The sequence below is a fragment of the Planctomycetota bacterium genome (assembly GCA_033763975.1).
Lineage (GTDB): Bacteria > Planctomycetota > Phycisphaerae > Phycisphaerales > UBA1924 > RI-211.
The window spans coordinates 1-25,443 of record JANRJM010000014.1; the positions used below are offsets into that span (position 1 = coordinate 1).

Below are 25,443 nucleotides of genomic sequence, written 5' to 3' on the forward strand. Positions count from 1 at the left end.
CCCCCCGCCGGCCCCCGCGCCGGCCCCCGCGCCGGCCCCCGCGCCGGCCCCCGCGCCGGCCAGGTGCTCCACGATCGCCCACGCCAGCGAGAGCCCGTCGAGCGTGGACGTCCCCCGCCCAACCTCGTCGAGCACCACCAGCGAGCGCGGCGTCGCGTGGTTCACGATCGACGCGGTCTCGATCATCTCGACCATGAACGTCGAGCGCCCGGCGTGCAGCGCGTCGTCGGCGCCGATCCGCGTGAAGATGCGGTCGACGATGCCGATCGTCGCGCGGTCCGCCGGCACGAACGACCCCGCGTGCGCCAGCAGGCACAGCAGCGCCGTCTGGCGGATGAACGTGCTCTTGCCCGCCATGTTGGGCCCGGTGATGAGCGCCAGCCGGGCCCGCGACTCGTCCGAAGCGTCGAGCCCGAGCTCCACGTCGTTGGGCACGAACGACGCGCCGAGCGATTCATCCAGCACCGGGTGACGCCCCGCGTGGATCCGCAGCACGGGCTCCTCGACCATCTCGGGACGCACCCACCCGCGGGCGCTCGCCTTGTCGGCGAAGGCGAGCAGCGCGTCGAGCTCGCCCAGACGCCGGCCGGCGAGGTCGATGTGCCCGAGCGCCCCGTGCGCCCGGGCGCACAGGTCGGCGAAGAGGTCGCGCTCGCGCTGCAGCGCGCTCGCCTCGGCGGTCGAGACCTTGCGCTCGAACTCGCGCAGCTCGGGCGTGGTGAAGCGCTCGGCGTTGCGGAGCGTCTGCGTGCGCGTCAGCCCGGCCGGGGCCTGGCGCGCCTGGGCGGTGGGCAGTTCGATGAAGTACCCGAACACGCGGTGGAACCCGACCTTGAGCCCGGGCAGGGCGTACTTGCCGGCGAGGTCGCCCTGGTACGCCGCCAGCCACGCCCCGGCGTCGCGCTGCAGCCCGCGGGCCTCGTCGAGCGCGGCGTCGACGCCGTCGCGGAACAGCCCGCCCTCGCGCAGGTGCGGGGGCGGGTCGTCGACGCACAGCCGCGCGATCTCCGAGGCGATCGGCCCCGTGTGCACGCCGGACCGCGCCAGGTCCGCGCGGATCTCGGCCAGGGGCTGGCACCCCTCCAGCAGCCCGGCGATCACCCCCGCGCGCTCGAGCGACCTCCCAAGCCCGACCAGATCGCGCGGCGAGAGGCGCGCCAGCGCGAGCCGTGCGCCCAGGCGCGGCACGTCCTGCACGCCGTCCAGCGCCGCCCCGACCCGCCCGGCCAGCGTGCGGTCCTGCGTCAGCACGCCCACCGCGTCGTGGCGGGCGCCGATCTCGCCGGGGTCGCGCAGCGGGCAGCAGAGCCAGCTCCGCAGCAGGCGCCGGCCCATAGACGTGCGCGCCGACCCGCGCTGCCCGGGCCCCAGGAAGATCGACAGCAGCGACCCGTCCGGACGCGGGTCGCGCAGCGTCCGCTCGACCTCCAGCGAGCGCAGCGACACGGCGTCGACCACGCAGAGCCGCGCGGGCGTCTCGCGTCGCGGCGGGCGCAGGTGCGCGAGCGTCGGACGCGCCACCGCCAGGTTCCCCAGGGCCCGCACGTCCTCCTCGCTGAGCGTCTGTGTCTCGCGCAGGTACCGCACGAGCACGCCCGCGGGGATCGCCTCGTCGGAGGCGTCCTCCAGCCCGAACCCCGCGAGGGTCGCGACGCGGTACTGCTCGAACAGGGCGTCCAGGGCCTCCTGGCGGCGGAAGTTCCACGCGGGGCGGGGCGTGCCGTGGATGCGCAGGGCCTCGAGCACGTGCGCGACGCGCGCGGGCGGCGCCCCTTCGCCGCTGTCGCAGTAGAGCACCTCGCGCACGCCGCGCCGGGCGAGCTCGTCCACCAGTTCGTGGGCGGGGGCGTGCAGCACGACGAACTCGCCGGTGGAGACGTCGACGACGCCCACCGCCGCGGGCGAATCGGCGCCCGGCGCGGTGAACGCCACCGCCGCGAGCGCCCCGGGCGCGTCCTGCTCGATCAGCGCGTCGTCCACGAGCGTGCCGGGCGTCAGCACGCGCGTGACGGCCCTGGGCACGACGCCCTTGGCCTGCGAGGCGTCGATCATCTGCTCGGCGACCGCGACGCGGAACCCCGCGCCGATCAGTTTGCGCAGGTAGGTCTCGAGCTGGTGGTGCGGGACGCCGGCCATCGGCACGCCCTCGCTGCGCTGCGTCAGCGTCAGGCCGATCGCCTTCGACACGTTCACCGCGTCGTCGTCGAACATCTCGTAGAAATCGCCGATGCGGAAGAGCAGCACGCACCCGGGGTGTCGCTTCTTGAAGCGGGTGTACTGCTGCATCGCCGGGGTGTCGCGCGACGTCGTCATGGCGAGGAAGCAGCGTACCGCCCGGGAGCCCCCGCACCAAGGCCCCGCACCCGACACCCCGTACGATTCGACTGATGGGGCACGAGTACCAGGATCGCGTGAGCCTCGAACTCGCCCGCATGATCGCGGCGGAGCTTCCCCAGCGCCCCGAGTGGATCGTGATGGCATTGGACAATCTCGATCGGTGGACCGCGCGGAACCACGACGCACCGGGCCTCCTCCGCTGCTATGCGGAGTGGCGCGCGATCCTGGGCCGCCCGGTCGAGGAGGTCTGCCGCGTCCTGACGGAGAAGAGCGACGAGGGCCAGCGCCTGCGCCAAAGTTCGCCCTTCGCGGGCGCGATCCCGTACGCGGTGGTGTGGGACGTCAAGCGGCGAGTGCGAGATGAACAGAACGCAGCTTGAGCACATCCTCAGGGCCGCCGCCGGCATCACCGGCGAGACGGAGTTCGTCGTCATCGGCTCGCAGGCCGTGCTTGGCCAGTTTGAATCGCCGCCCTCGGAACTCACGGATTCCATGGAGGCAGGTGTCTGTTCGAGCCGGACGAGCGTTGCAGCGGACCTGATCGACGGTTCGATCGGCGAGGGATCCCCGTTCCATCGGACCTTCGGATACCACGCGCACGGGGTCGGGCTCGAGGCGGCCACCTTGCCCGACGGCTGGCGGGCTCGCCTTGTACCCCTCCGCAGCGAGCGAACCGCCGGCGCAACGGGCTGGTGCCTCTGGGTGCACGACCTGGCGATCTCCAAGCTCGTCGCCGGGCGCGAGAAAGTCGTTGCCTACCTCGGCGCGATGCTCCGGCACGGACTCGTCGATGCCGGCACGCTCCGAGCACGACTCGCCGACACGCCGCTTGCCGATGCGCTCCGCTCGGCGGCGGCCGCCAGACTTGATCGCATCATCGGCACACTCCGGCCCGCTTAGCCCAGCCGCTCGATCTCCCGCTGCACGCAGCTCGTGATGCGCGGGCCGCTCGCCGGGTCGTTGAACACGTCGACCTCCAGGCGCACGCCGAAGTCGCTGAAGTACAGCCCGGGCTCGACGGTGAACCCGACGCCCGCCAGCATCTCGCGCGTGTCGCGCGTCTCGGTGTTGTCGATGTTCACGCCCAGCCCGTGCACCTTGGGGCCCGGCGACAGGCTGTGCCCCGTGCGATGGCGGATGCCCTCGCCGAACCCCGAGTCGCGCAGCACGCCCATCGCGGCCTCGTCGATCTCCCAGCCCTGCACCGCCCGCTTCGCGCGCCAGCGATCCTGCGCGAGCGCGACCGCCGCGTCGCGCGCGCCCCGCACGGCCTCGAACACCTTCACCTGGCGCTCGCTGGGCGTGCCGCAGCACCCCACCCACGTGATGTCGCTGTGGATGTTCTCGTCGCCCGGCACGCGCCCCCACAGGTCGATCAGCACCCAGTCGCCCGCGCGGATCGGCGACGGCGAGGTCTCCGAGGGCTCGAAGTGCGGGTCGCCCGCGTGCCCATTCACCGCGACGATCGGCCCGTCGGGATACTCCAGCCCCTCGCGCCCGAAGTGCTCGCGGATGCGCTGTACCACGCGGAACTCATCCGTCGGCGTGCCCGCCGCGAGCGCCGCGCGGATGAACGCGAAGGCGTCGGCCATGATCCGGGTTGTTGCGGCGCAGGCCCGCTCGTGGTTGGCCGTCGCCTCGGCCGACCATCGCGCCACCGTCGCCTGGATGAGATCCGCCGACGAGACGACCTCCGGGCCCATCGCCCGCACGAGTTCGACCGTGCCGGCGTCGACGATCCCGACCACCGGCAGGTCGCACCCGGCCGAATATTCCATCGCCACCCGGCGCGCCCCGCCCAGCACCTCGCGCACGGCGGCGTGGTACTCCTTCCACGTCAGGTACAGCCGGCGCGCAACGTCCACGCCCTTGAAGCTCGACGCGTCGATGTGGCTCACGATGAGCGTCGGCTCGCCACGCGCGGGGATCACCAGCCCCACCCGGCGCGTGAGGAACCGCTTCCCGGGCAGCAACTGCGACAAAACACTGTTCGAGCCCCGGAAATCGTGCACGAGCCAGGCGTCGATCCCGCGCTCCCGCATGAACTCCTGCGCGTGGGTGTGGTGCATCCCGCCATCGTTGGCAGGCGGCGGCCCGCGGGCTCGTACCATCCCGCGATGACCCGATCCACCGCCCGGCTGGCGCTCCTCGCGCTGCTCTCCCTTTCCGCCGGCGCCCTGCACCCGCGCCCCGCGCAGCCCGAAGTTCCGCCCGGCCCCGCCGCCGACCCGGGCGAACGCCTCGAACGCCTCGCGCGCGAGGACGACCCCGACGCGCTCGGCGTCGGGCGCATCGCCCCGGACCTCACGCTCTCGCTGCTCTCGGGAGAGCGCCGCACGCTGTCATCGCTCCTCGAGGGCAAGAAGGGCCTCGTCATCGCCGCGACCAGCGTGGGCTGCCCGGTGTCGTCGAAGTACGCCCCGCGCCTGGCGGCCCTCGAACGCCAGTTCGCCTCGCGCGCCGTGCCCGTTGTGCTGCTCAACACCGTCCCGATCGAATCGCTGGACGACGTCCGCGGGCAGATCCGCGACGCCTCGTTCAAGGGGCCCTACGCCACCGACCGCGATCTCAGCATCGCCCGCGCGCTGGGCGCCCGCACCACCGCGGAGGTCTTCCTGCTCGATCCCGCGCGGCGCGTCGTCTACCGCGGCGCGGTCGACGACCAGTACGCGATCGGGGCCGCCCGCAACGCCCCCAAGCGCGCGTTCCTCAAGGACGCGGTCGACGCGCTGCTCGCCGGGCGCGATCCCAAGGTCCGCGCCACCTGGGCACCGGGCTGCCTGCTGGAGATCCCGCCCGCGCCGGGCGCGGTGAACCGCCCCGCGCCGAACCCCGCGCCCGAGGAAGGGTACCGCCCCGCGCCGGCACCGCAGGACGTGCCGACCTACTTCGGGCGCGTCGCCGACATCATCGCGCGCAACTGCGTCGAATGTCATCGCATGGGGGGCGTGGGCGCGTTCCCGCTCGACTCCTTCCCCGCGCTGCACGCCCGGGCCGCGATGGTCGAGGCCGTCGTGCGCGACCGCCTCATGCCGCCCTCGCACGGCGTGTCGACGCCGCCGGGCGAAGACTCGCCGTTCGCGCACACGCGCGCGTTGTCCGTGCGTGATCGCGCCGACCTGCTGGCCTGGCTCCGCGCAGGCCGCCCCGCCGGCCCGCCGCGTGATCTACCCCGCACCCCGCCCGCCCCCACCACCTGGCGCATCGGCCCGCCGGATGTCCTGCTGGTGACCCCGGCCGCCCCGCTCCCGGCGGAGGGCCCGCTCCTGCACGCGCGGCGGGTCATGGTCCTCGACGCCGACATAGACCACCGCGTCGGGGCGTTCGAACTGCGCCCGGTCGAGCGCGACAGCATCCACCACGCCCTCGTCTGGCTTATCCCACCCGGCGGACGCGTGCCCGCGCCCGACGACATGCCCGCTTCGCCCCAGTTCCTGGGGTCCTACGGCGTGGGGGACGGGCTCGTGGAGTACCCGCCCGGCGCGGCACGCGCCATCCCCGCGGGGTCGCTGCTCGTCATCGACCTCTACGCGCGCCCCATGGGCCGCCCTATGCAGGCCAGCCTGCGCCTCGCCTTCCGCGAGGCCCCGGCGCCGGCCTCGCGCGAGGTCCGCACGCTCGTGCTGGCGGCCCCCGAGATCGACCTGCCGCCGGGCGCGCCCGACATCACCTCGCGCGCACAGACAACGCTCGAACGCGAAACCACTGTCCTCGCCTTGTGGCCCGTGATGCGCTGGCGGGGACGCGCGCTCACGCTTCGCGCGTTGCTCCCCGACGGGCAGGATCGCACGCTCCTGGACCTTCCCGCGTACGACGCGCGCTGGCAGATCCGTTACGCGCTGCGCGAGCCGCTGACGCTGCCGGCGGGCACAAGCCTGACGCTCGAGGGCGTCTTCGACAACTCGGCGTCCAACCCCTCGAACCCCGAGCCCGCCGACCACGTGCGGCTCGGCGCCAGCGCGGCGAGCGAGGCGCTCGTGGTCGCCATCGAAACCCTGGAGTGACGCGGCCCGCGGCGACGCCGACCTTCCGCGCTCCGGAACTTCTACCCCAACGTCTTCACGGCGCGCACCAGGCCCGCGGCGTCCGACTCGCGCAGGCGCCCGATCGAGCCGACGCGGAAGCACGGCGCGTTCGACACCTTGCCGGGGTAGATCACGTAGCCCATGTCGGCCAACCTGCCCGCGAACGCGTTGAACGAGAACCCCGGGCGGTCCGGGTACAAAAAGCTCGTGATGATCGGGCTGAGCAGTTCGTCGGGCAGCAGCGTGCGATACCCCAGCCCGCGCAGGCCCTCCACCACGATCTTCTGCACGCGCGCGTAGCGCGCCAGGCGAGCCGGCGGCCCGCCCTCCTCGCGCAGTTCCTCCAGCGCCCGACCCAGCGCCAGGATCACGTGCGTCGGGGGCGTGAAGCGGAACTGCCCGTCGCTCTCCAGCCCGCGCCACTGTTCCCACAGGTCCAGGCTCAGCGTCCGCGCCCGCCCCTCGCACGCCTCCAGGTCGCGCCGGCGCGCCAGCACGAAACTCAGCCCCGGCACGCCCTCGACGCATTTGTTCGACGAGCTCACCACCCACGACACGCCGGGCATCGACGCGCAATCCACCGGCAGCGCGCCGAACCCGCTCATCGAGTCGATCATGCAGGGCACGCCGTGCCGGTGCGCCGCCGCCGCGATCGCTTCGATCGGGTTCACAAGCCCGGTCGTCGTCTCGCAGTGCACCACCGCCAGGAGCGCCGGCTTCTCCGGCGCGCTCGCGAGCGCCCGGTCCACCGCCTCCGCCTCGATCCGCTGCGTCTCGGGCGCTTCGACCACGCTCGTCGCGATCCCGTGGCGCTTGCCGATGCCCGCCATCCGGCGCCCGTACGCGCCGTTCACCGCGACCATGAGCCCGCCGCCACGGGGCACCGCCGTCGAGAGCACGCTCTCGATCCCGAACGTCCCGCTGCCCTGCATCGGCACGCACGCCCACTCGCCCGCGGGTGCGCCGCCCACCTCCAGCAACGCCGCCCGGACGCGCGCCACCACGCCCAGGAACTCGGCATCGCGCGACCCCAGGTCGCGCAGCATCGCCTGCTTGACGGTGCGGCTGGTGGTCAGCGGCCCGGGCGTGAACAACGGACGGTCGGATGATCCTTCCATAGCGCGAAGAGTAGCCTCGCGGGGCGGTTCTTCTTTCAATGGCGTCGGTTCTTGGTATCATCCCGCCGGGGCGGGCGCGACCGCGTTCGGCCCCTCGTGAGGAGGAGACCCATGCGATCGTTCTCGTTCCTGCGCGCGTCCTTGCTGCTCGTGGTCGCCATGCTCGCCGGCCCGATCGCGGGCGCGCAGACGTTCTCCAACAACACCACCTGCTTCATCAGCTCCGGCCCCCCCACCGGCGCACCGGGCTGCTACTCGAGCAACATCACCGTCTCGGGCGTCCCCACCATCTACAACATCTCCGTGACGCTCAACGGCTGCGACCACACCTACGCCGCCGATCTTGACATCCTCCTCGTCGGGCCCGACGGCCAGACCGTCATGCTCATGTCCGACTGCGGCGGGCCGGGCGACCTCGTCAACACCACCCTCACCTTCCGCGACAGCGGCCCGCTCATGCCGCAGAACGCAAACATCCCGTCGGGCGCGTACCGCCCCACCAACTACGACCTGAACGACGTCCTTCAACCCCCCGCACCCCCCGCCCCGCACGGCACGCAGCTCGATACCTGGGTCGGCGCGAGCGCCGACGGCACCTGGCGGCTGTGGGTCTACGACGACGCCGACGCCGACGGCGGTGACATCAACGGCTGGTCCATCTCCTTCAACACCGCCCTGCCCTCGACGCCCATCCGCACCGGGTTCACCTATCAGGGCCTGCTCCGCGACGCCTCGGGCACGCCCCTCAACTCCACCGTCGACATGCGCTTCTCGCTCTGGTCCCACCCCAGCACACCGATCGAAGCCAACCGCATCGGCAGCGTCCTCCAGGTCTCCGCCTTGCCGGTCGTGAACGGCGACGTCCAGGTCTCGCTCGACTTCGGCACCAACATCTACTCCGGCGCCGCCAAGTGGCTCCAGGTCGAGGTCGCCGACGCCGGCTCGGGCAACTTCGACGTCCTGTCACCCCGCCAGCCCATCACCATTTCGCCCGCCGCCGGAACCGCCTTCCGTCTCGTCGATCCCGTATTCCCGGATGAGCCGGGCGTCTTCTCGACGGGCCTGGGGTTCGTCTCGATCGGCGATTACGTTCAGCCGTCATCGAACATCAAGCTCGTCGTCGGCGGGAACGCCGGCAAGCCGGGCGGGGGTTCGTGGGCCGTCCTCTCCGACCGGCGCCTCAAGCACGACATCGCCCCGCTCTCCTCAAGCCTGGACCGCCTGCTCCAACTCCGCGGCGTGTCGTTCCTGTACACGCCCGACGTCGCGTCGCGCGAGCGACCCGGCCGGCGCGTCGGCTTCGTGGCGCAGGAGGTCGAGCCCATCTTCCCCGACTGGGTCGACACGGGGCCCGACGGGATAAAGACCGTGACGTTCCGAGGCTTCGAGGCGATCACCGTCGAGGCCCTGCGCGACCTGCGCGCCGAGTCCGACGCCGCCGTCAACGCCGCGCACGCGGAGATCGAGGCGCTCCGCCAGCAAGTCGCCGCACGCGATGAGCGTCTGCAGGCCCTGGAACGCCGGCTCGCAGAACTCGAGGCGCGCCTGAAGCCCCAGACCGGCGCCGAACAGCCCTGAGCCCACGCGAGCAGTCACCGCGCGCCCCGGCGCCGCACGCGGTTACCGCGCGCCCACCTCGCGCCACGCCGCCAGCACCCGAGGCCGCACCACGCCCGTCCACACCTCATAGCCCTTCGCGTTGACGTGCAGCCCGTCGGACTCGAAGAGCGATGGCTCGGGCCGCCCGTCGGCGCCGAGCATCGGCGTCGCGATGTCCAGGAACTCGGCGCCGGGGGTCCGCGCGCAGTATGCGCGCACAAGGTCGTTCGCGCGGCCCATCGCCCCCCAGTTCTCCCATCGCGCCAGGCTCGGCTTGATCGCGATGTACAGCACCCGCACCCGGGGCCAGGCCCGGCGCGCCCGCCGGTCAAACTCGATGAACCCCGCCGCCGCCGCCTCGCTGTCCGTGTTGTCCGTGCCCAGGTCGTTGTCGCCGCAGTAGTACACGATCACCGCGGGCCGCTGAGGCGTCACCACGCGGTCGAACACTTCCAGCACCTCGCCGGTCTTCGAACCCCCGAACCCGCGGTTCACCACCGGCACGGGCTCCATGTCCGCCGCCAGCGTCCGCCACATCCGGATGCTCGAACTGCCGACGAACACCACCCGCCCCGGCACCGGCGGCGTCGCCCGGTCCGCCGCCTCGAACGCCCGGATCTCCGGCTCGTACCACGCCTCGGCCGACGCGGTCGCGGCTGGCGCCTCGCCGCCCGCCGCGCGATCACCGGACTGCGGCGACTCGGCCCCGCCGCTTCGGCACCCGCCGATGCTCGCGATGGCGATAACGCCGGTCCAACACGTCATGCATCGTCGCTTCATGCCCAAGAGCGTACCCGGGGCGCCCGGACGACGGGCGCGCGCCCGGGTTCTCTCGATCAGACCGCGCGCATCCGGGGTCGAAGGCTCTTCTCAGGGTGCGAGGATCAGGTATGCTGCGCGGGCAGGAGGGCGCCCCAGTTGTCCGCCGATGATGTTGCAGTTCCTCCCGTGATGGACGCGCGCGCGTGGGAGCAACTGCTCGCGATGGCGAACCCGTCGCTGTTGCTCATCGCGATCGATCGGCGGATCGGCCCCGCGCTCGCGGCTCGCGTGTCCCCCGACGACGTCCTGCAGGAGACGCTGCTCATCGCGTGGAATGATCGAGCCCGATTCACCCGCGGCGGGCCGCGGGCATTTCGCGAGTGGCTCCTCACAATCGCCGAACACCGCATCATGGGCCTGGCCGATCATTTCGGCGCCGCGAAGCGTGGCGGCGGTGCGGGCGGGGTGTCGCTCATCGAGTCGCACGATCAGGCCGCGAACACCCCCGCCTCCGCCACGCCCAGCCGCATCGCGTGGCACCGCGAGCGGGCCGACGCGCTGCGCCTCGCCTTCGACGCGCTCGACGAGGAACTCCGGGAGATCGTGATGCTGCGCATCGTCGAGCAGCGCACGCTCGACGAGATCGCGGCCCACCTCGGCCTCAGCCAGTCGCTGGTCCGCCGGCGGCTGCGGCGCGGCGCCGAACTCTTGCGGTACAGCCTCACGGGCGTGCTCGGCTCAAAGACCTCGACTTCTTCATAATTCCAGTTTCGCCGACACTTCGCATCGCTCGAAGCCCCTCTCCTCTGTCGCCCATGGACCCGAGCCCCCCAGACGATCCATCCGATGAAGGCACGCGGGCCAACCCCGCCGCAGGCGAGCGCGCCCGCGCCGCGCGCCAGGAACTGCTCGACGAGTTCTTCGACCGCGCGGTCGGGTCCATTCAGATCGGCAACCCCATCCCGTTCCCCGACGAGATCCGGGCCGATCCCTCGCTCTGCGCCGCCGCCGAGCGCCTCGCGGATGTCGCCAAGGTCCTCTGCGGCTCGGCCGCGCCCGGCATGGATCTCCAGGGCTACACCATTCTCTCCGAACTCGGCCGGGGTGGGATGGGAGTCGTGTACCTCGCCCGCCAGGAGCGCCTGGGGGGCCGACCCGTCGCCATCAAGGTCCTCCCCGCGCACATCGCCGGCTCGCTCTCGGCGCGCGCGCGATTCAAGGCCGAGGTCATGTCCGTCGCGAAGCAACGTCACGCCGGAATCGTGTCGGTCTACGACATCGTCGAGGAAGGCGAGACCCTCGCCTACATCATGGAATGGGTCGACGGGCTGACCATGCAGCAGGCCATCGACCTGTGGACCGATCACGCCGGCCCCGACACGCACCAGCAGCGGATGGCCGTTCTCAACGAGCGGCTCTGCGTCGCCAGGCCTGACGAGGGCTTCATCGGGTTCGTCACGCGGGTCGCGGAAGCGATCGCGCGGGCCCTCGCCTCGGTGCACGCGACGGGCGTGGTCCACCGCGACGTCAAACCCTCCAACATCCTGGTGCGCCGGGACGGCACGCCGCTGCTCTCGGACTTCGGCCTCGCCAAGGACGCCGCCCGCGACAGCCTCACGGTGGGCCCCGGCTTTCTCGGCACCCTCGCCTACGCCGCCCCGGAGCAACTCCGCGGCGAGGAACTCGACCACCGCGCCGACATCTTCTCGCTCGGCGCAACGTTGTATCACCTGCTCCTCCTCTCGCCCCCGACTCGCCACGCAAGCGTGCCCGCCGCGCTCCGCTCGCTCCAGCAGGGCGACCACCTCGCCGCACTCAGAACCGCCCCTGATCTTCCGACGCACCTTGTCCGCATCATCGAACGCGCGATGGCGTTCGATCGCGACCGGCGCTTCCCGTCGGCGCAGCACATGGCCGACGCGTTCGCCTCGCCCACGCCAGGGCCCCGCCCGGAAGCACGCCGCCGGCTCACCCGGGGCGGGACCGCGGCGGTCGCGTTGCTCGCGCTCGCCGGCTCGTCATCGCTCTTCGCGCTGCGTCGCTGCGATCCGCGCGCCGGCCCGGACATCTGGCAATCCCCGACCCGCATCACGATCGAGAACCCCACCCCGGGCGATTTGTTCGGGCACGCCGTGAGCGGCTTTGGAGATCGTCTTCTCGTCGGCGCGGTCCAGGCCGATGTGCCCGGACGAGACGACGGCGTGGATGCGGGGCGCGCCGCCATATTCGTCCACGAGAACGGCGCCTGGCGCCAGGAAGCCGAACTCACCGTCCCGGACCTCTGCCACTCCCGCAGGTTCGGCGAGAGCGCGCTCCTCGTGGGCGACACCGCGATCGTGGGCGCCCCCGGCACACCCGTCGACGGCCTCCCTGTCGCCGGGGCCGTCTATGTCTTCAATCGCGTCGGCGCCGAGTGGCGACAGACCCAGCGCATCACCGCACCCGTTCCCTTCGAACAGGACGGCCTCGGCTATCGCATAGACGGCAGCGGCGACATTGTGGTCATCACGAGCTTTTTCCGATCGCCCGCCGCCGCCAAGGATGGGCCCCGCGCCTTGCCCGCCGGCGCCGGCCCGGCGCATGTGTTCCGCCTGAAAGACGGCCGCCTGACGCTTCTGCAAACCCTCTCCCCGGACAGTCTCCGAAGCCCGGAGATGCCTGGCATCTCACCCGGAGTCTTCGAAGGCGGGGAGTACATCGTGCTCGCCGGCCCCTTTGCCAACACGGCCGTGGGCGATCAGACGGGCGTCGTCTACATCTACAGGCGCAGCCCCACAACCGACCGGTGGGATCTCGTCCAGGAGTTGTGGGACCCCTCGATCCGGCCCTACGACAACTTCGGCACCCATGTGGTGGCCTTCCGACCCAAAGGATCGCCCCCCGGCCCCGCGGGCGTGCACCTGGCCATTTCCGCCGCCACGTGGTCGTACCCCGAAGCCACGCGCGTGGGCAAGGTCCTTATCTTCCGCCCGGAGCCCGCGGCGACCGGCAAGGCCGAATCGTCCGACGGCCTGCGCTGGGTCCTCGACAGCGAGATCGCCCCCGACGTCGCGAACCGGTTCCACAACTCGCTCTTCGGCCTCTGGTTCACCGAGTTCGACGGACGGCTGGCCGTCTTTCACAAGCGCCCCGGAAGCCGAACACTCAGGTGCGGGGTCGCCATCTACGAACCGACGCCGCACGCCTGGCAACTCGAGCGCACGATCTACCTCGGCGGGCAGGACGACGACGACCTCGGCATCAGAATGGACACGTGGCTCAGCCGCACGAGCGGCCACGCCCGACGCCACATCGTCTTCAGCGCGCCCAAGTTCGACTGGCCCCAGCCCGCCGACGTCCACCAGGACCGCGGGGCGGTCTGGAGCTGGTCCTTGCCCGCCCGCTGACTCCGGCGATTTCCCCTTTTTCTCCGACGAATCACGGCGCGAACTCCCCTCTCGGATGTCGCCCCGTCTGCTTCGATCCGTCCCGGCGCCCGTCGGCGGCCCGGACACCCAAGCCAGACGAGCAGCGCGAACTTTTCCGAGGGAGCGAGCACCCGTGGCACACACCAATCGCAGCGTTCGCCGGATGATCACCATCGCCACCTTGCTCGCCGCCGCCGGTTCGGCGTGTGGTCAGGCGGTCGGCACCGCCTTCACCTATCAGGGCTCGCTCTCGGACGCGGGCACGCCCTCGAGCGGCTTCCACGATCTGCGCTTCCAGTTGTACACGGAGAGCGGCTCGCCCGTCGGCCCGCTGCTCTGCTCGAACGACGTGCTGCTGGGCGCAAACGGGCAGTTCACCGTGTCCCTCGACTTCGGGAGCGCCTTCCTCGGCGACCTGCTCTCGCTCGAGATCCAGGTGCGCGCCGATGCCGGCCAAACGCTCCCGTGCGCGAACACCACCGGCTTCACGGTGCTCGCGCCGCGCCAGACACTGAACCCCACGCCCAACGCCATGTGGGCCACCAACGCCAGCACCGCCGCCAATGCCAGCGCCGCCATCAACTCGACCAACCTCAACGGCCAGCCGGCATCGTTCTACCAGAACGCGAACAACCTCACGAACGGCTCGCTGCCGAGCTCCCGCTTCTCGGGCACCTACGCATCCCAGGTCAACCTCAGCAATCCCGCGAACCTGTTCTCCGGCGCGTTCACCGGCTCGGGCGCCGCGCTCACCCAGCTCAACGCCTCGAACATCGCCAGCGGCACGCTCGACGTGTCGCGCCTTCCCGCCGTCGTCGCCCGCACGAACATCGTGCAGAGCTGGAGCGCTCAGCAAACATTCCAGACTCAACCCTTCTTTACCTCACCCGGATTTCCCTTCGCCGTTTCTTCCAACGGCCTCGTCACGAACCTCAACGCCGATCTCCTCGACGGCCTGCACAGCTCCGCCTTCGCCCTCGTCGCCCACACCCACACTGCCGCCGACATCGCATCCGGCACGCTCGTCGACGCTCGCCTCTCCTCCAACGTCGCGCTCCTCAACCGCGCAAACGCCTTCGGCAACTTCCCGAACACCTTCCTCGGCAGCGTCGGCGTCGGCACCGCCAGCCCCTCCGGCAAGTTCGAGGTCGCCTCTGGTGGCGGCTCCTTCGTCCGCGTCACCACCGGCAACGGCGATATCGAATACAACGGCGGCCTCGACGGCGTCATGGTCTTCACCAACACGATCGCCACCGGATCCACCTCGTTCGTGAAGTCCGACGGCTCCCCACAACTCGTCATCAACCACACCAACGGCCGGGTCGGCATCGGTACCTCGACACCCACCGCCCCGCTCGACGTCCGCGGCGCCGCGGCCACCCCCGGCACCTTCACCGTCACGCCCGGCCAGCTCTTCGGCGTCACGAACTCCGTCGCCGTCACGCTGGATACCCCCGGCGTCGGCGTGATCGGCGTCTCGGACAACTTCCTCGTCAACAACGGGCTCACCGTCAATGGCACCAGCACCTTCAGCCACGCCAACTTCAACAGCATCGGCGTCTCGAGCACCGGCGTCGTCGCGAACCTCAACGCCGATCTCCTCGACGGCCAGCACGCCTCCGCCTTCCTCACCTCCATCCCCGTGCCGCTGACGCTCTCGGGTTCCGTCAGCGCGGCCGGAACCATCAACGGCACCAACACACGCCTTGACGGCATTGGCATTCAGGCCATTTCCACCGGGACCGACGGCATCGCCCTCCTCGCGTCGGCAACTGGCGACAACCCCTTGGGCGTGGCCATCGGCGTTCGGGCCGAAACAGCAGATCAGAACGGCATCGGCATCCACGCCCGCGCCACACACTCCGCTGGAGCCAATACCGGACTCCAGGCCGAAACTGCCAGCAGCAGCGTGAACGCCGCCGCGATCCGCGCCTTCGCCACCAACGGCGCCCGAGGCCTCGTCGCCGGCTCGACCTCCTCCGAAGCGGTCCTCGCGACCAGCTCCACCGGCACCGCCATCCGTGCCAACGCCACCAACGGCGGGCGAGGCGTCGTCGCCGACTCGACCTCCTCCGAAGCGGTCCTCGCCACCAGCATCACCGGCACCGCCGTGCGCGGCGTCACCAACACCGGCGGCACCGCCGTGTACGGCGAACGCGCCGCCAACGGCAACAAGGGCTGGTTCGGCGGCGCCGGCGAGGGCGCCTGGGCCGAATCCCCCACCGGCGTCGGTCTCGTCGCGCTCAGCGGCGCGGCCGGCGGCGCCGCCATCTACTGCCGCAACGACGGCGGCGGCCTCGCGATCAACTGCGACGGCGAGGCCCAGGTCCGTGTCCTCACCATCGTCGGCGGCTCAGACGTCGCCGAGCCCTTCGACGTCGCCGCCAGCCTCGCCACCGACACCACCACCGCCGTCCAGGCCATCCCCGGCATGGTCGTCTCCATCGACCCCGCCAACCCGGGCGCCCTCGTCGTCTCCACCACCGCCTACGACACCAAGGTCGCCGGCATCATCTCCGGGGCAAACGGCCTGGCCCCCGGCCTCACCCTCCGCGCCATCGATCAGCAGCACGCCGACGGCGACCACCCCGTCGCCATGACCGGCCGCGTCTGGTGCTACGTCGACACGTCCTTCGGCGCCATCGAGCCCGGCGACCGACTCACCTCGAGCCAGACGCCAGGACACGCGATGAAGGTGCGCCCCGGCGCCGACGCCAGCGGCTCCGTCATCGGCAAGGCCATGACCCCCCTCGCCCAGGGCGAGAAGGGCATGGTCCTCGTCCTCGTCAACCTCCAGTGATCGGCGTCACCGCTGCTCCCCGCTCGCGATCGCACCATCCGCCCTCCTGGAGACCATCCATGTTCCGCTCGCTCCTGCTCCTGCTCGCGGCTTGCCTCTGCGTCGACGTGTCGGCGGCCCAGGACTTCGTGCCCGGTCGCCGCGAAGCGGTCGGCGTCGTGCAAGGCCCGTACGACGGCAATGGCCTCGCCGAATCGACCGTCTACGACCATCTCTTTGACTTCCAGGGCCCCTGGGCCTCGCTCGTCTTCACCAACGTCAACCTCGGCACGTCCAGCCGCCTCGAGATCATCTCGAACCTCGACGGCAGCGTCGAGGAGTTCGTCGGCGGCACCATGGCCAACTGCCAAGGCCGCTCCTCGCTCTTCAACGGCGGCCAGATCGTGGTGCGGCTGCACGTCGCGCCGAACGATCGGGGCGTGGGCTTCCGCCTCGACTCCGCCGACGTCGGTCAGCACCAGTTCACCGAACGCTCTCTCTGCGGCGAGGACAACCGTTCACGCTCCACCGACAACCGCATCGCGCGATTCATAAAGTTCAACACCAACGGCAGCATCGGCATCTGCACAGCGTACCTCTCGAGCGCCGGCATCTTCATCACCGCAGGCCACTGTTTCGACGCCGACGGCGACGGCAACCGCGACGCCAACAACGGCTACAGAGTCGAGTTCAACGTGCCCTCGTCAAACTCCAACGGCACGATCGTCTTCGCGGCGCCGCAGGATCAGTACCCGGTGAACAACTCGCAGTTCCTCCACGACCCGAGCGTGATCGCAGGACGCGACTTCGCCTGCTTTGACACCACCACGAACAGCAGCGGCCAGCACCCGCAACAGCGCCAAGGGTACTTCCGTCTCTGCGGAACCGGCACATTCCTCGTCGGCGCCGACCTGCGCGTCACGGGGCACGGGGACGATACCGGCATCAACTATGCCACCCAGCAGACCTCGACAGGTCAGGTGCTGAGCAACCTGAGCGTTGGTTTGCCCGTCCCGCATTGGTACGCCTTCTACCAGGCCGACACCGAAGCCGGAAGCTCAGGTTCTCCCCTCTTCGTCGACTCCAGGCCCGGCTACGCCGCCGGCATCCACACCGACGGAGGGTGCTCGCTCGAGTTCCCTCCCGCAGGCAACGCCGGGACCGATATCCGCCTGCCCGCGCTCAACGCCATGCTCGCCGATTTCCCCGGACCAGACTCCCGCTTCGTGGATCGGACGCACGCCCACCGCGTCACCACCATGGGAAGCGGCACACCATTGGACCCGGACTGGAATGTCACTCGCTCCGCCACCACCGTCGCCAACGGCGGCACCGTGTACATCACCGACGGCACGTACAACGACATCGGCCGCTTCGACCGCCCGCAGCGCTGGGTCGCCCCCTTCGGCGGGGTCCGCATCGGCGTTCCCTGACCCCGACCTCGAATCTCACCCTCACCAAAGGGCCCGTCTCATGTGGCGCCTACCCCTCAGATTCGGCCTCTTCGCCGCCGCCCTGGTGATGCCCGGCGCCGCGCCCGGCCAGTCGATCGCGCCCCCGTCCGTCCCCGTCGTGCCCGCTCGCGCACTCGGCCCGGCGATCGACGGCGGCACGCGCACCACCCTCGCGCTCCCCGCCGATCTCCCCGCCACCTTCGCAGTTGACATCCCGGCCGGACCGCACGCCGGACGGCTGATTCTCACCAAGTACCTCGTTCGTGCGAGCAACTCCCGCGTCCTCGTCGAGGACGAACCCGGGCGCCTCACCCCCGTCAAGCCCGCACCCGCATCCACCTACCGCGGCACCGTCGAAGGCGTCGAAGGCGCCCAGGTCGCGGCGTCCATCATCGACGGCCAACTCCACGCGATCATCTTCACGCCCGGCGGCCAAACCTGGGGCATCGAGCCCGCCCCCAACCCAGACCTCGCGAACCAGCACGTCGTCTACACCACGGCCGACATGCGCGCGTCGCCGGGCACCTGCGGCCTGACGACCACGCCCAATCCTCTCGACCCCGACGCCCTCATTGAAGCGGCCAACGTCGAGCTCGATGAGTTCCGCCTCCAGACCCTCCTCTGGGCGCGCATCGCCTTCGACGCCGACTATGAGTACTACAACGTCAACCGCCGCGACCCCGCCCGCGTCCAGGCCGAGATCGAGCTGCTCCTCAACGCCACCAACCTCGCGTACGAGCGCGCCTGCCGCCTCAGCCATGTGCTCGGCGACATCATCATCCGCACGACAGAGGATGACCCGTACACGGGAAATGATTCCGTCGCGCTCCGCGACCAGTTCCGCGCGCATTGGATCGGTAACCATCAGGGAGTCTCTCGCGACATCGCCTACATGATGTCCGGCAGGACGTTCACCGACAATCACATCGGCATCGCGTTCCTGGGCGGCATGTGCGGCAGCCCTCACAGCGGCAACGGCTACGCCATCTCGGCCTCCTTCGTCAGCACCTTCATCCAGCGAGTCACGCTCATGGCCCACGAGCTCGGCCACACGTGGAACGCCGAGCACTGCAACCAGCTTGATCCCCCGGTCACGCCGTGCACCATCATGTGCTCGGCCATCGACAGTTGCTCGCCGGTGGGCGCCCCAGACTTTGATCCCTACTCCGCCGCCGTCATCCGCCAGTTCGCCGCCGGCCGCACCTGCCTCGACCCCAACAGCCCCATCATCTGGGTCGACTTCAACTACTCCGGCTCCACCCCCAACGGCAGCTACACCACGCCGTTCACGACCTTCAACGCCGCCCTCGCCTTCGCCCAGCCCGGACAGACCATCGCCATCAAGGGCGGCTCCAGCAACGAAACCACAGGCCGCATCACCACGCCCCTCACCCTCGAAGCCTTCCCCGACGCGACCACCATCGGGCGCTGATCGCTCGCCCGCCCGCGATCGACCACACGACGCCGCCGCGCCGCCATACGCCCGGTCGGGCACACCCCTCCCCCAAAAAGCGACAAAGCCCCGAAGATCGGGGCTTGTCCTTCAAGTGGAGCGGAGGAGAATCGAACTCCCGACCTCATCATTGCGAACGATGCGCTCTACCAGCTGAGCTACCGCCCCATCGCGTGTCCGCGGGTGGTCGCCACGCCGCGGGGGCCACTATAGGTCTGCACCGGGCGTTCTTCCGCGCTTCTTGGCGGGCTGGTTCCGGGGTGGTGCTGGTTCCGGGGTGGTGCTGTTTCCGGGGTGGTGCTGTTTCCGGGGCGGGCCTTTCCAGTCCCCGTGCGTCGGGGCACGGCCGCGTGTGGGGGTGGGAACCTATCCGGGCCCGGTGCTCTCCGTTTCCCGCGCCCCCGCGCGAACCCACGCGGCCTATTGTCCTTACTGAGAATCGGTTCTCGTCTTCCGCCCGCCCCCCGAGGCCCGCCGCATGCATCCTCCTCTCCGCCCCGCCGCCGTCGCGCCCGCCATCCGTTCCGCATCGTTCCGCCCCGCGGCCGCCCGACGGCTGCCGCCGCTCCTCGCCCTTCTCGTGGCGTTCCTCTCGCCCCTGCTCGCCATGGCGGCTCAGCCCGCGGCACCCGCGGCCCCGGCAGCGAGCGCCACCCCCGCGCCCCCCATCCGCGCGGTCGTCACCATCCCACCGCTCAAGGGCATCCTCGAGCCCCTCCTCCCCGAGGGCAGCACCGTCACGGTGCTGATGCCCCCCGGGCGCAGCGAGCACGGCTACGAGTTCACGCCCAAGGACCTCGCCGCGGTCGCCCGCGCCGACCTGGTCTTCTACGTCGGCCTCGCGCTCGAACCCCGCGTGGAGCAGACGCTCGCGAAGGACCCCCGCCCCACGCGCCAGGTCGTCTGCTTCGCCGACGCCGTGGGCATCAAGGCCGACGCCGCGCACGAGCACCACGATCACGACCATGACGAACACTGCGACCACGGCCCGGTCGACCAGCACCTCTGGCTCGATCCCGTGCTGGTGGCGCAGGTCGTGCCCGCGCTCGCGACGAGCGTGCGCGCCGCGGCCGAACGCGCGGCCCCGCTGTCGCCCGCCGCGCGCAACGACCTGGCCTCGCGCGAGGCATCGCTGGTGGCGCGGGTGCGCGCGGTGGACGACGCCTGGCGCATCCGGCTCGCCCCGTTCCAGGGCCGCCCGATCGTGACGCACCACAACGCCTTCCCGCGCCCCGCCGCCCGCTACGGCCTGCGTGTGGCGGCGGTCATCCGAGGCTTCGAGAACGCCGAACCGACGCCGGCCCGGCTCGCCGAGGTCGTGCAGGCGATCCGCGCCGAGCGCGTCCGCGCGATCTTCGCCGAGCCTCAGTTCAACCAGTCGACCGCGCGCCGCATCGCCCAGGCCGCGGGAGTCTCCGTCGCCACCCTCGACCCCCTGGGCGACGGCGACTGGTTCCAGCTCATGGGCTCGAATCTCGACGCGCTCGCGGCGAACCTCGCCGCAAAGAACTAGGCTCTCCCCGCATGTCTACCCCCGCGGTCGAGTACCGCGACGTCTCATTCGCGTACCCGGCCCGTGCGGGCGACGACGCGCCCCGCACCGTCCTCGAGCGCGTCTCCCTCCGCGTCGAGGCGGGCGAGCGCCTCGGCATCCTCGGGCCCAACGGCGGGGGCAAGTCCACCCTGCTGAAACTCACCCTCGGCTTGCTCGATGTCCAGCACGGCGACGTCCGCGTCTTCGGCATGCACCCGCGCCACGCCGCCCGACAGGGCATGGTCGGCTACGTCCCCCAGCGACCCACCTGCGAACTGGCATTTCCGCTCTCGGCCCGCCAGGCCGTCGAGATGGGCCCTTCCCTCGCCCTGTGGCCCTGGCAGCGACTCTCCGCCGACGCCCGCGCCCGCATCGACCGCGCCCTGCGCGTCGTCGGCGCCGACGACCTCGCCCACCGCCCCATCGGCCACCTCTCCGGCGGGCAGTTCCAGCGCGTGATGATCGCCCGCGCGCTCGCCACCGGCCCGCGCCTGCTCCTCCTCGACGAGCCCACCGTCGGCATCGACATCGCCGGACAGCAGCAGTTCGCCTCGCTCCTCGCGCGCGTGCGCGACGAGATCGGCGTCACCGTCGTCGTCGTCAGCCACGACATCCGCGCCGTCGCCGCCGGCTGCGACCGCGTCGCCTGCCTCAGCCGCACCCTGCACTCCCACGTCGCGCCGCACGGCCTCACCCCCGACGTCCTCGCCGAGGTCTTCCGTCACGACGTCGCTGGCATCTTCGGCGACGTCCACGTGCACGCCCACCCCGCCCACGCCTGCACCGATCCCTCGCACGCCCACGCCCCGCCCGTCGCCCCGCTCGGCATCTCCGCCCCCGCCGCCACACCCAACCGCCCACCGCGATGAACACCCTGCACTACCTCACCTCGCCCGACCTCTGGCGCCTGTACTGGCCCGGCGTCGTCGCCGGCGTCGCCCTCGCCGCACTGTGCTCGGCGCTCTCCGTGCTCGTCGTCCTCAAGCGCCTCGCGTTCATCGGGCAGGGTGTCAGCCACGCCGCGTTCGGGGGCGTGGGCGTCGTCGCGCTCGTCGGGCTCACCGGCGCGCTCGCTTCGTCGGGCCCGCTCGGCGGGTTGGGCGCGGTCGTCCAGTTCGCCATCATCTTCGCCTTCTGCCTCGGCGCGGCCCTGCTCATCGGCCTGCTCAGCGGGCGCGCCGCCGAGCCCGACACCGCCATCGGCATCGTGCTCGTCGCGTCCATGGCCGCCGGCGCCATCATGCTCCACTACGCGCCCAGCACCGTCTCGTGGGAGACCTTCCTCTTCGGCAGCATCATCGACGTCGCGTGGACGGACGCGGGCGTCGCGTGGGGCGTGGCCTTGCTCGCCGCCGGTGCGCTCTGGTGGTTCCGTCGAAGCCTGGTGTTCTGGGCGTTCGACCCCGTCGTCGCCCGCGCGATGGGCGTGCGTCACGCCGCCATGAACGTCCTGCTCATGACGCTGCTCGCGCTCGCCACCGTCACCGCGATGAAGCTCGCCGGCGTCGTCCTCGCCACCGCGCTGCTCGTGCTCCCCGGCGCGGTCGCGCTGCGCCTCAGCACGCGCTGGCGCCCCGTGCTCGTGACGGCCGCCGTCACCTCCGGGATCGGCGTGCTCGCCGGCATCATCCTCAGTTTCGAGATGAACTGGCCGACAGGCCCGTCGATCGTCTGCGTCCTCGCCGTGCTCTTCGCGCTCGCCCGCGCGGGCGACCGTGTCCGCGCGCGCGTTGCTCCACCAGCAGGAACCGCCCCATGAAAGCCGAAACCCTCCTCGCCGAACTCAACCGCCTCCGCAAAGACCTGAAGGAAGACCCCGCCGACCTCGAGTGGCTCACGCTGCAGCACGCGTTCATCTTCATCTCGTACAAGATGAGCGATTTCCAGAAGTACGTGGAAGAGCAGACGGCCAAGGGCGCGTTCACGCAGTTCGACGAGCCCTGAACGCGCTTCCGGGCGGGGTCTTTCCGGGCCCCGGTTCAGGGCAAAACCCTCGCTATTTCCCCGCGCTTTCCCATGTTCCCACTGTGGACTTCCTGTCAATCAGTGGAACCTTTTCGCTTGCCGCGGCGTACCAAATTTCCGATACTGATGCATCGCGTGCAGCGCGGGACGAACCCGGGACCAAACCCCCCGGACCCCTGCGAGGCCCGCGACGACCGCGAAGCCCTTCCGGAAGGCGACGCGGGCGATGAGCCGCGGGCGACGGCCCGCGGAGTAGGAGCCCGGCTTCGAGGTCTACAGCCCTCGGACGTGCGGGGAGTCTTCTACGAAAGGAGGTGATCCAGTGTCTGACTGTATCAAGGGGCTGCGTCGATAAGACGCACTCGACGGACTGCGTCGCGCAGCCCGCTACGACTCGAAACGTAGAGCCGGCCCGGTCGCAAGATCGGGCCGGTTTTTGTTTTGCCGCATGAATCGCCCGACCCGAGCTCCTACGGCGTGCCCGCATACGCCTCAAGGAACGACGTCACGTCGTCACCGCTCACCACGCCGTCCCGGTCAAGGTCAGCACCTGGTCGGAGTTCCGCCAGGTCCTGAGAGAACATCTGAAGGTCCAACCCGGTTACTTCGCCATCGCCGTCGATGTCCGCAGACGAGAGCCCCTCGCCCGGGTCGGGTGACCCTTCTTGAAGTATCGGCACCACCTGCAGCAGATTGAATCGCGAGACCGTCCATGGTGGGGCTTCATCACTCAGCACACCTCGGTGAATCAATCGGACCGTCATGCGGTATACATCTGGCTCGCTCGGATCGCTCTCGACAAACTGCACGCCCGTGCTCGATTGCGGCACAACAAACGTGCGGCGCGACTCCGCATCCGGCGTGATAAAGCCGTATTGGGTGCCGGATTCCCGCAGCGAAAGCGCATGCCACTCGTTCGTCAACACGTTAAGAGCCAGTACCTGCCCAATGATCTCCGGATTGCCCTGATCCTCCACGTGAACCTCGAACGAATGTTGGCTTCGAAAGTCGACGTATGTGGACATCTCCGCGCCTGTCAGCATCTGCAGACGGACACCCACTTCGATGCCGGCCTGCTGCCAGAACATCGTCCCCTGCGACGTCACGAGCGAGTACCACTGGGGCACGACCATAGCGGTGCTCTGCTCTCCCGCGGGCGTGCGCAGCGTGTACTCCAGCATCAGCGGGTCGTGCCCGGGGTAGTCCTGCGGCTCGTGTCCGAACGCCGTGGTCACGCTGTCGATGCTCGCGGCGTACACGTACCGCGTGAGCTCCACCGTGCCCCTCCACGAATAGGTCTGCCATACCACGTCCCCGGGCGTCCAGAAGATGATCTCGGGCACGTTCTTCGCGCGGAGCATCGCCAGCAGCATGCGCAGCCCCGCGGGGTTTCCCTGGTAAAAGTCAATATCCCTGTTCTGAGAGTCAGACACATGCGCATACTGAGCCACCTACGGCACCAACTTGTCCCACCGATTCCCCTCGAACGAGTTGATCACCGACTCCGCCGCGTGACGGTGCAGACGCGTCGACGCCTCGAACCGTGTCTCGTACGGCGTGCCCGGCAGGTACTGGTTCGGCTGGCGGTGCCCGAGGTGCGTCGTCAGCGGATTACCGTACTCGTCGGTTCCGAGTTGGAGGTAACTCACCGGGTACAACTCCGGCGAGTCCACCATCCCGGGTGACGACTGGGCAGACCCGAACGACTGCACATACCCCGCCCACACGTCGTACCGCGCGGGAGACGTCGCCACGTTGTGTCGCGTCTGCGGCGGCTGGGTCGCCGGCAACTGGCCGAACACCGGCTGGTGATCGATCCAGCACCGGTTCAACTCGTTCACCGGCCCGCTCTGCTGCGGCGGCAGGTGCCATCCCACCTGGTCCAGCGCGCCGTCGGTCCGCGTGCCGTTGTAGTTGCCCACGCGGATGCTCGAACCGAACTTCGCGCGCAGCACGCTGTACGCCGCGTTGTCCATCACCGCCTGGTGCACGTTCCGCCAGATCGACATCCACCAGATCATGTAGGGACGGTTGTCGGGATGGTCGGCACGACGATTGAAGTTGAACGCATCATCCGGGTCAACTATCCACCCGTACGCCGCGGCGGCCGCATTCCACATCTCCGCCAGCGTCATGCCGTCCGAGCCGGGGAACGACTGGGGCGGCACCCACCCCGGCGAGCCGGGCACCTTCCACGTGTTCCAGATCGAGTTCGGATCGCCGGCCTGCGACGCGAGAAACCACGGCATAAACACGCCGTTGCGGCTGCCGGTCGTGAGAATGAACGCCTCGACGTCGAAGTAGAACCGCCAGTCACTCACCGGCGGGAATGCCGGGTTGTTCACCCGGATCGCCGCGATCTGTGCGTCAAGTTCATCGACGAACTCCACCATCCAGGCCCTCAGCGGCCCGCCGAGCGTCGCATTCACCGGGAACGGATGCCGCCACGGGCGCGCGTCGAACCGTGCATCCCCCGGATAGTTCGGCGAGTTCGGGTCGGGCGGGTAGTTTGTCGGTGCCTCGGGAAAGTTGAACGGCGTGAGAGGCGTGCCGTTTGGCCAACGCAGGACATCCGGCCCGGGGTCCTGCGTGGTGCCGGGGGTCCAGAAGCCCAGGGCGGGGAGGTTCTGTTCGGTAGCGAACCACGTCGGGTCGGAGCGTTCGGTGTCGTGCCCAAAGCCCCGCACGATCACGCACACATTGTCCGGCGTGATGAGATTGCTCGTGAAGTCGGCGAGCACGCGCTGCGCGAGAGCCGCCGCAGCGGACTCGGGTGTCGGATTCTGCGGGTTCGGGTAGTAGGGACGCCAGTGCACGTCCACCGTCTGCATTGGCGTGACGAACGGATCGCCGCCATACCCCGTCGGCGTACTCTGCCACATGATGGACAGAGGAAACACACGAACCGGCTGCGCTGGTTGTGCGAACACAGGCAGCGAGAGCAGCGACACAGCGATCAGAAGCTGCGTGCGCATGGCGAGGTCTCCGGTAGCCCCGAGCACGCAAGGGC

19 protein-coding genes and 1 tRNA gene are annotated in these 25,443 nt (G+C 70.4%); 13 read left to right on the plus strand and 7 right to left on the minus strand.

Going from position 1 to position 25,443, the window contains the following annotated elements:
• Positions 1 to 2,313 (minus strand): DNA mismatch repair protein MutS (gene mutS / locus SFY69_09155; GenBank protein MDX2132208.1); only part of this gene is annotated, 2,313 nt, incomplete at its 3' end.
• A gap of 74 nt (positions 2,314 to 2,387) precedes the next feature.
• Between mutS and SFY69_09160 the strand changes: the two genes are divergently transcribed.
• Both SFY69_09160 and SFY69_09165 read left to right on the plus strand, forming a co-directional pair.
• Entirely contained in the window at positions 2,388 to 2,717 is a 330-nt protein-coding gene (locus tag SFY69_09160) for a hypothetical protein (protein MDX2132209.1), read from the plus strand.
• Positions 2,698 to 3,237 (plus strand): DUF6036 family nucleotidyltransferase, encoded by a 540-nt coding sequence (locus SFY69_09165; protein ID MDX2132210.1) that lies wholly within the window; start codon positions 2,698 to 2,700, stop codon positions 3,235 to 3,237. Before SFY69_09160 ends, SFY69_09165 begins: the two co-directional genes overlap by 20 nt.
• Here SFY69_09165 and SFY69_09170 read toward each other — a convergent pair.
• Entirely contained in the window at positions 3,234 to 4,406 is a 1,173-nt protein-coding gene (locus SFY69_09170) for a Xaa-Pro peptidase family protein (protein MDX2132211.1), read from the minus strand. The genes SFY69_09165 and SFY69_09170 overlap by 4 nt on opposite strands.
• Positions 4,407 to 4,454: 48 nt before the next feature.
• Here SFY69_09170 and SFY69_09175 point away from each other — a divergent pair, with 48 nt between their 5' ends.
• Complete coding sequence (locus SFY69_09175; GenBank protein MDX2132212.1) at positions 4,455 to 6,341, plus strand: redoxin family protein; 1,887 nt, start codon at positions 4,455 to 4,457, stop codon at positions 6,339 to 6,341.
• A gap of 41 nt (positions 6,342 to 6,382) precedes the next feature.
• On the opposite strand, the gene SFY69_09180 is transcribed toward SFY69_09175, so the two are convergent.
• Complete coding sequence (locus SFY69_09180) at positions 6,383 to 7,480, minus strand: 2-aminoethylphosphonate--pyruvate transaminase (GenBank protein MDX2132213.1); 1,098 nt, start codon at positions 7,478 to 7,480, stop codon at positions 6,383 to 6,385.
• Between the two features lie 111 nt (positions 7,481 to 7,591).
• On the opposite strand from SFY69_09180, the gene SFY69_09185 reads away from it, so the two are divergent.
• Positions 7,592 to 9,058 carry a tail fiber domain-containing protein gene (locus tag SFY69_09185; protein ID MDX2132214.1) on the plus strand — a complete coding sequence of 489 codons (1,467 nt, stop codon included), beginning with the start codon at positions 7,592 to 7,594 and terminating at the stop codon, positions 9,056 to 9,058.
• A gap of 42 nt (positions 9,059 to 9,100) precedes the next feature.
• Here the strand turns inward: SFY69_09185 and SFY69_09190 are convergent, their stop codons facing one another.
• Positions 9,101 to 9,859: a GDSL-type esterase/lipase family protein gene (locus SFY69_09190; protein MDX2132215.1), complete on the minus strand. Its 759-nt coding sequence runs from the start codon at positions 9,857 to 9,859 to the stop codon at positions 9,101 to 9,103.
• A gap of 171 nt (positions 9,860 to 10,030) precedes the next feature.
• On the opposite strand from SFY69_09190, the gene SFY69_09195 reads away from it, so the two are divergent.
• From SFY69_09195 to SFY69_09215, 5 genes are all read left to right on the plus strand, one after another.
• Entirely contained in the window at positions 10,031 to 10,603 is a 573-nt protein-coding gene (locus SFY69_09195; protein ID MDX2132216.1) for a sigma-70 family RNA polymerase sigma factor, read from the plus strand.
• Positions 10,604 to 10,656: 53 nt separating this feature from the next.
• Entirely contained in the window at positions 10,657 to 13,227 is a 2,571-nt protein-coding gene (locus SFY69_09200; GenBank protein MDX2132217.1) for a protein kinase, read from the plus strand.
• Between the two features lie 154 nt (positions 13,228 to 13,381).
• Positions 13,382 to 16,048, plus strand: a complete 2,667-nt coding sequence (locus tag SFY69_09205; protein ID MDX2132218.1) for a hypothetical protein — start codon at positions 13,382 to 13,384, stop codon at positions 16,046 to 16,048.
• A gap of 59 nt (positions 16,049 to 16,107) precedes the next feature.
• On the plus strand, positions 16,108 to 17,460 hold the full coding sequence (locus SFY69_09210; protein ID MDX2132219.1) for a trypsin-like peptidase domain-containing protein: 1,353 nt from the start codon (positions 16,108 to 16,110) through the stop codon (positions 17,458 to 17,460).
• A 40-nt stretch (positions 17,461 to 17,500) separates the two neighbouring features.
• The gene (locus tag SFY69_09215) at positions 17,501 to 18,913 is read left to right on the plus strand and encodes a M12 family metallo-peptidase (protein MDX2132220.1); all 1,413 of its coding nucleotides are present in this window, start codon (positions 17,501 to 17,503) and stop codon (positions 18,911 to 18,913) included.
• Positions 18,914 to 19,029: 116 nt separating this feature from the next.
• Here the strand turns inward: SFY69_09215 and SFY69_09220 are convergent.
• Positions 19,030 to 19,102, minus strand: a tRNA-Ala gene (locus SFY69_09220).
• Positions 19,103 to 19,412: 310 nt separating this feature from the next.
• Here SFY69_09220 and SFY69_09225 point away from each other — a divergent pair.
• The 4 genes from SFY69_09225 to SFY69_09240 are packed head-to-tail and all read left to right on the plus strand — an operon-like array spanning position 19,413 to position 22,412.
• Positions 19,413 to 20,447, plus strand: coding sequence for a metal ABC transporter substrate-binding protein (locus SFY69_09225; GenBank protein MDX2132221.1), 1,035 nt, complete (start codon positions 19,413 to 19,415; stop codon positions 20,445 to 20,447).
• An 11-nt stretch (positions 20,448 to 20,458) separates the two neighbouring features.
• Complete coding sequence (locus SFY69_09230; protein MDX2132222.1) at positions 20,459 to 21,337, plus strand: metal ABC transporter ATP-binding protein; 879 nt, start codon at positions 20,459 to 20,461, stop codon at positions 21,335 to 21,337.
• Positions 21,334 to 22,227 (plus strand): metal ABC transporter permease, encoded by an 894-nt coding sequence (locus tag SFY69_09235; GenBank protein ID MDX2132223.1) that lies wholly within the window; start codon positions 21,334 to 21,336, stop codon positions 22,225 to 22,227. The genes SFY69_09230 and SFY69_09235 overlap by 4 nt, the downstream gene beginning before the upstream one ends.
• On the plus strand, positions 22,224 to 22,412 hold the full coding sequence (locus tag SFY69_09240) for a hypothetical protein (GenBank protein MDX2132224.1): 189 nt from the start codon (positions 22,224 to 22,226) through the stop codon (positions 22,410 to 22,412). The genes SFY69_09235 and SFY69_09240 overlap by 4 nt, the downstream gene beginning before the upstream one ends.
• Before the next feature lie 491 nt (positions 22,413 to 22,903).
• Here SFY69_09240 and SFY69_09245 read toward each other — a convergent pair whose 3' ends face one another.
• Positions 22,904 to 23,806, minus strand: coding sequence for a hypothetical protein (locus SFY69_09245; protein ID MDX2132225.1), 903 nt, complete (start codon positions 23,804 to 23,806; stop codon positions 22,904 to 22,906).
• 78 nt (positions 23,807 to 23,884) lie between these two features.
• Positions 23,885 to 25,408, minus strand: a complete 1,524-nt coding sequence (locus SFY69_09250) for a hypothetical protein (GenBank protein MDX2132226.1) — start codon at positions 25,406 to 25,408, stop codon at positions 23,885 to 23,887.
• Positions 25,409 to 25,443: the final 35 nt, after the last annotated feature.

Excerpts from the sequence above, each read along its gene's own strand:
- SFY69_09240 (MDX2132224.1), top strand. The coding sequence starts at position 22,224 with ATGAAAGCCGAAACCCTCCTCGCCGAACTCAACCGCCTCCGCAAAGAC.
- SFY69_09250 (MDX2132226.1), bottom strand. The coding sequence starts at position 25,408 with ATGCGCACGCAGCTTCTGATCGCTGTGTCGCTGCTCTCGCTGCCTGTG.
- SFY69_09190 (MDX2132215.1), bottom strand. The coding sequence starts at position 9,859 with ATGAAGCGACGATGCATGACGTGTTGGACCGGCGTTATCGCCATCGCG.
- SFY69_09165 (MDX2132210.1), top strand. The coding sequence starts at position 2,698 with ATGAACAGAACGCAGCTTGAGCACATCCTCAGGGCCGCCGCCGGCATC.
- SFY69_09235 (MDX2132223.1), top strand. The coding sequence starts at position 21,334 with ATGAACACCCTGCACTACCTCACCTCGCCCGACCTCTGGCGCCTGTAC.
- SFY69_09245 (MDX2132225.1), bottom strand. The coding sequence starts at position 23,806 with ATGCTGCTGGCGATGCTCCGCGCGAAGAACGTGCCCGAGATCATCTTC.
- SFY69_09210 (MDX2132219.1), top strand. The coding sequence starts at position 16,108 with ATGTTCCGCTCGCTCCTGCTCCTGCTCGCGGCTTGCCTCTGCGTCGAC.
- SFY69_09215 (MDX2132220.1), top strand. The coding sequence starts at position 17,501 with ATGTGGCGCCTACCCCTCAGATTCGGCCTCTTCGCCGCCGCCCTGGTG.
- SFY69_09180 (MDX2132213.1), bottom strand. The coding sequence starts at position 7,480 with ATGGAAGGATCATCCGACCGTCCGTTGTTCACGCCCGGGCCGCTGACC.
- SFY69_09170 (MDX2132211.1), bottom strand. The coding sequence starts at position 4,406 with ATGCACCACACCCACGCGCAGGAGTTCATGCGGGAGCGCGGGATCGAC.
- SFY69_09160 (MDX2132209.1), top strand. The coding sequence starts at position 2,388 with ATGGGGCACGAGTACCAGGATCGCGTGAGCCTCGAACTCGCCCGCATG.
- SFY69_09195 (MDX2132216.1), top strand. The coding sequence starts at position 10,031 with ATGGACGCGCGCGCGTGGGAGCAACTGCTCGCGATGGCGAACCCGTCG.
- SFY69_09185 (MDX2132214.1), top strand. The coding sequence starts at position 7,592 with ATGCGATCGTTCTCGTTCCTGCGCGCGTCCTTGCTGCTCGTGGTCGCC.
- SFY69_09230 (MDX2132222.1), top strand. The coding sequence starts at position 20,459 with ATGTCTACCCCCGCGGTCGAGTACCGCGACGTCTCATTCGCGTACCCG.
- SFY69_09175 (MDX2132212.1), top strand. The coding sequence starts at position 4,455 with ATGACCCGATCCACCGCCCGGCTGGCGCTCCTCGCGCTGCTCTCCCTT.
- SFY69_09200 (MDX2132217.1), top strand. The coding sequence starts at position 10,657 with ATGGACCCGAGCCCCCCAGACGATCCATCCGATGAAGGCACGCGGGCC.
- SFY69_09225 (MDX2132221.1), top strand. The coding sequence starts at position 19,413 with ATGCATCCTCCTCTCCGCCCCGCCGCCGTCGCGCCCGCCATCCGTTCC.